At 27.3% G+C, this 5346-nt stretch carries 6 protein-coding genes and 1 tRNA gene; 6 read left to right on the top strand and 1 reads right to left on the bottom strand.

All coding sequences use genetic code 11. From position 1 onward, the window contains the following. Positions 1-63 precede the first annotated feature (63 nt). Positions 64-1062, top strand: coding sequence for a DUF4003 family protein (locus VN21_RS14255; protein ID WP_046823853.1), 999 nt, complete (start codon positions 64-66; stop codon positions 1060-1062). 9 nt (positions 1063-1071) lie between these two features. Then, on the top strand, positions 1072-1272 hold the full coding sequence (locus VN21_RS14250; RefSeq protein ID WP_046823852.1) for a hypothetical protein: 201 nt from the start codon (positions 1072-1074) through the stop codon (positions 1270-1272). A gap of 52 nt (positions 1273-1324) precedes the next feature. Here VN21_RS14250 and VN21_RS14245 read toward each other — a convergent pair whose 3' ends face one another. Further along, positions 1325-2242, bottom strand: a complete 918-nt coding sequence (locus VN21_RS14245) for a patatin-like phospholipase family protein (protein WP_046823851.1) — start codon at positions 2240-2242, stop codon at positions 1325-1327. Between the two features lie 144 nt (positions 2243-2386). On the opposite strand from VN21_RS14245, the gene VN21_RS14240 reads away from it, so the two are divergent. From VN21_RS14240 to VN21_RS14225, 4 genes are all read left to right on the top strand, one after another. Then, a tRNA-Met gene (locus VN21_RS14240) sits at positions 2387-2462 on the top strand. Between the two features lie 78 nt (positions 2463-2540). Continuing rightward, positions 2541-3197: a pentapeptide repeat-containing protein gene (locus VN21_RS14235; RefSeq protein ID WP_046823850.1), complete on the top strand. Its 657-nt coding sequence runs from the start codon at positions 2541-2543 to the stop codon at positions 3195-3197. A gap of 37 nt (positions 3198-3234) precedes the next feature. Then, complete coding sequence (locus VN21_RS14230) at positions 3235-3492, top strand: hypothetical protein (RefSeq protein ID WP_046823849.1); 258 nt, start codon at positions 3235-3237, stop codon at positions 3490-3492. A gap of 149 nt (positions 3493-3641) precedes the next feature. Continuing rightward, positions 3642-5141, top strand: a complete 1500-nt coding sequence (locus VN21_RS14225; RefSeq protein WP_046823848.1) for a thiol-activated cytolysin family protein — start codon at positions 3642-3644, stop codon at positions 5139-5141. The last annotated feature ends 205 nt before the right edge of the window (positions 5142-5346 follow it).

Genomic DNA, 5346 nt, shown 5'->3' with positions numbered 1-5346 from the left:
TTGAGAAGGCTGTTGAAAACAACTTAACTAACATAAAGTTTGTATGGGGAGAGGGATAAAGTTATGGTAGAAATTGTAATAGATAATAAGGTAGATTTATTAATACATAATAATGAAAAAATAAAAGAGGTAAAAGGTTCTTGGCAAATGGGAATGATACAACAAAGTTGTATATTATCATCTACAATAAAAAATGAGCATATAATACCAAATAAAGTTGAAGAAGGTATAGAAGTGATTAAAAATAATACAGGAATATTTTCAAATTTTAGAGGACATAGTTTGTTTTATTTATCAAATTTATTATCTAATAAAGAAAACAAAGAAGAGTCATTTAATTCAATATTAAATACTTATAACAAGTTAAAAGAAAATAAATTTTTCAACGATACATATTTACCATTTACAGCTATTATAATAGATGAAAATAAAAATAAGGTAGATATAGATACAGCTATTTATAGAACTAAATATGTATATGACTTTATGAAAAATAACCATCCATTTTTAACATCTAGTGATGATTATTGTAGGGCAGCGCTTATAGCTATAAACTCAAAAAATTTAGATAGTGATTTAGAATATATGGAAAACTGTTATAAAGTTCTTAACTCAAAAGGATTCTACAAATCTAATAATCTTCAATCACTTTCACATATAATGGCTTTTGATAAAAATAAAAACGAAGAAAGCTTAAATAAAGTATTAAGAATAAAAAGACTTTTAGAAACTAATAATTGTAAAATAGATGGATATGGATATCCACTAATAGGAGCCATATCATTATTAGAATGTGACGAAGAAATTTTAGTTAAACAGATAAAAGAGGTATCTGATAAGTTAAAAGATATAAAAGGCTTTGGAAATTGGGCACTAGGTAAGAACAATAGGAATATAATAAGTGCTGCTATTGTCGCTTCTGCATATGCTGATTGTTTCAAAGAAGAAGGTAATTTAGACATAATAACAAATAATATATTTTTAGAAATAATAATAGCTATTGAAATTGCTATTATGGTAGCTATGATAGCTGCGGTGAGTGCATCTTCATCTGCAAACTAAAATTAATTTATGGGAAATATGAAGTTAATCAAATCTAGAGTTGGTTCAACATTATATAGATTAGAAAGTTATATAAGAAAAGATATAGATATACTTGAAGAATTAGAAGAGGATCTACTTATGTATAATTGCGTTAATTCTGAAAAATCAAATCAGATAAATTTAAATAGATATAAAGATATAGCAACACAAAATGTAATTAGCTGGTAAAATATAAAAGGTGATAATTTTCTAGTAAAATAAGTATCACCTTTTATTTATTTTAATTAAAGCCATATTTTGATATATAAGTTTCTAAGTATCTATTAACTACGAATGCTTGAGAAGCCTTATACCCAGACTTATAGAGTTCTTCCATAGTTTCCCTTGGAAGATTAAAGTCTGTTGCAGAAACATTTAATGTAGGAATATTTATAATTCTCAAGGAATCTTTTTCTTTAAAATAGACATCTTCATTTGTATAGAGTGAAGTTTTTACAATGTCTAGTAAGTAATGAATTGGGTTTTTAGACTCATGAATTTCTTGATTTGTATCTTCAGACAAGTTAAGTCCAATTGTTGGATATTTAGAATTACAGTTTGTATCGAATATCCATATAGGAAAGTTACTAAGTAGGCCTCCATCTACTACAAAGCATGATTTATTAGCATACTTTAATTCAACTGGATAAAAATAAAGGGGTATGCTTACGCTCATTCTAACGGCTTTAGATATTTCAAACTCCATAGGATCTAAACCGTAGTCAATTAAATCATCTGGTAAAACTAGTAACTTTTTTCTAGTTACATCTGAAGCTATCATTTTAAGTCTACTTTCTCCATTAGCGGAAACATCTTTAAATTTGGTTTTTCCTTTTTGTTTAAATTTTTCATGTAAAAAATCCTCTAAGTATTTTCCTGAATAAATTCCTTTATGAAATGTAACACTCAATAAATCTCCTGCAAAGGGAATAAATTGAAAAATATTTTTATCTTTAAACTTAGGATAATCTATATCATATAAAATTTCTTCGATTTCAGATGATGTATATCCAACAGACAATAATGAAGCAACTAAAGCTCCAGCTGAAGTACCAGCTAATCTATCCCACTCATAACCGCTATCTTCTAGACATGCTATAGAACCAACTAATGCTATACCTTTCATTCCTCCACCTTTACATACTAAATTTGCTTTCATATATAAACACACCACCGCAATTAAAATTTAATACTTTATATAATATGAAAAGTATTAAAAAAAGTTAAAAGTACATAAAATAGTTATTATGTTGTTGCAGGATTGTATTTAATGTGATATTATTATATTAGATAAATTAAATATCGCGGGATGGAGCAGTTGGCAGCTCGTTGGGCTCATAACCCAAAGGTCGCAGGTTCGAGTCCTGCTCCCGCAACCAATTATAAGTAATTTCAAACTCTTATATCACTAGGTATAAGGGTTTTTTTAATATACAAAAAAGAATGCGGAGGACAAGATGGTAAGAAAACAGAATATGGAGCAAGGTTTAAAATACAATAAGATACAAAAATTGAATAAAAATTTTATGTATCAAGATTTAAAGAGAAGTAATTGTTACAATAGTGATTTTTCAGGGTCTAATTTTAACTTTACAAGTTTAAGAGGAGCTCATTTCAAATCTTGTAATTTTTATGGATGCACATTTAAAAATGCAGAGTTAATTGGAAGTAACCTAAAAAAGAGTAAGTTAAAAAAAGCTAAATTTGAAAACACTGTGTTTGATTCAGTAAATTTAGAAGGTGTAGACTTTTCAGGAGCTCAATTTAAAAACACTATATTTTTATCTACAGATTTAAGCAAAGCTGTAAATATTAAATTTAACTCATCAGATGTTAAGATATTTGATGAAATGCCTAAATTAGATGTAAGTGAGAAACTTGAAGACTCAATAAAATTAGCTATGCAAAATGAGTTCGTAAAAAAATCTAGAACATTAGATACAAAAGATGGTGAAATAAATAGTATAAGCATAATGATTCTTTTAGAAAACTTTAAAGAAAAACAATTAATTGATGGGTTATTACTAATATCAGAAAAAATGGACAAGGAATTTTGGACATTAAGCTATATAATAAAAACTTTGCAAACATATAAAAATCAAGGTCTTTTATAATAAATAAAATTGTATTAAATTACACTAAGGAGAATACATGATAAAAAGAGAATTTGAAATAAATGATATTGCTTGTATAGCAAAAAATAGAAGACTTAAAGCTCATGTTGATGGAAGTGAAACAAACACTAAAACTATATCTTTAAAGTCGGGGGATAAAGTTAAGATACTGGACTATTATGAGGTTGAAAAATATGGATATTCATATGAAGCAGAATTTAAGAAAGATGGAACTGTGTATATTATAAGAAAGCATTTAAGCCAATCTGACTTAAAACCTAAAAGTCAATTATAAAAAACATAAGTTTTTAGTAAGCAGTTAAATGAAAAAGAGATTGCCTTATACAGGGAACCTCTTTTTTTGATTTTATTAAAAATTTAACATTTACTATAAGTTTTTAATATATATAGCCGTATATCTATAATAGAGGAGGGCGGTAAATTATGATAAAGCACAAGAATATAAAAAACATAGTCACATGTTTTACTATCGTTATAGGCATTGGTTTTAATACGCTTACAAGCTTTGCACAAAGTCCAAACAGTGAAGAAATAGATAACGGTATAGCAAATTTAAGTTATAATAAAAATGAAGTATTAGCTAGCAATGGGGACAGTATTGAAAATGTAACTCCAAGAGAAGGATTTAAGACCAATAATAAATTTATTGTAGTTGAAAGAAATAAAAAAACATTAACAACATCTCCAGTAGATATATCTATTATAGATTCTGTAATAGATCGTACATATCCAGGAGCTCTGCAACTTGCAGATGACTCTTTTGTAGAAAATAGACCTAATATTTTAATGTGTAAGAGAAAGCCTATTGATATAAGTATTGATTTACCTGGAATGAAAAAAGAAAATACTACCAATGTTCAAAATCCAACATATTCAAATGTATCAGGGGCCGTTGATGAATTAGTATCTAATTGGAGCGATAAAAACTCTCAGACACATACATTACCTGCTAGAACACAATATACAGAATCTATGGTATATAGCAAATCTCAAATTTCTAATGCACTTAATATTAACGCAAAGTTGCTTGATAATTCACTTGGAATAGATTTCAATGCAATATCAAATGGAGAAAAGAAGGTTATGATAGCAGCATATAAACAAATATTTTACACTGTAAGTGCACAGCTTCCAAACAATCCTTCTGAATTATTTGACGATAATGTAACTTTTAAAGAATTAGTTAGAAAAGGTGTAAGTAATGAAACCCCACCACTTATGGTGTCTAATGTAGCTTATGGTAGAACTATATATGTAAAACTAGAAACTACATCTAAAAGTAAAGATGTTCAATCTGCTTTTAAAGCATTGATAAAAAATAATAATGTGAGTAACAGTTCTCAGTATCAAGATATATATGATAATAGTTCATTTACAGCTGTTGTTTTAGGTGGAGATGCACAAGAACATAATAAAATAATAAGTAAAGATTTTGATGAAATAAGAAACGTTATAAAAAATAATGCTACTTTTAGCTTGAAAAATCCTGCATATCCAATTTCATATACAAGTACTTTCTTAAAAGATAACTCAATTGCTGCAGTACACAATAAAACAGATTATATAGAGACTACAAGCACTGAGTACTCTAAAGGAAAAATTAATTTAGATCACAGTGGAGCATATGTTGCTCAATTTGATGTATCTTGGGATGAAGTATCTTACGATGAAAATGGGAATGAAGTTTTAACTCATAAAATATGGAATGGAAGCAACAATGATAGAACTGCTCATTTTTCAACAGTAATACCATTAGAAGCTAATTCTAAAAATATAAATATTTTAGCTAGAGAATGTACTGGACTAGCTTGGGAATGGTGGAGAACTGTTATAGACGAACATAATGTTCCTTTATCTAAGAATATAAATGTCTCTATTTGGGGAACTACGCTTAGCCCAAGAACTAGTATTGAATTTAATTAAAATATGAACAAAAGCCATTATAGTTGATAAAACTAAATGGCTTTTTATAGTTTACAGTTTTATAAGGATTTATATAAAATTATATAGTTGTAAAAGTGGAAAAAATAACGAGAATAATTTGGAAATTTCAATTTCATTAAATACAAATTAATATAATTACATGTTTAACCCTAAAGGAAATCAAAGATATAATTAAAAATAATAC

The organism is Paraclostridium benzoelyticum (assembly GCF_001006285.1).
GTDB classification, from domain to species: Bacteria; Bacillota; Clostridia; order Peptostreptococcales; family Peptostreptococcaceae; genus Paraclostridium; species Paraclostridium benzoelyticum.
The sequence above is the reverse complement of the archived record's forward strand: the minus strand, read 5'-3'. Positions and strand labels throughout refer to the sequence as shown.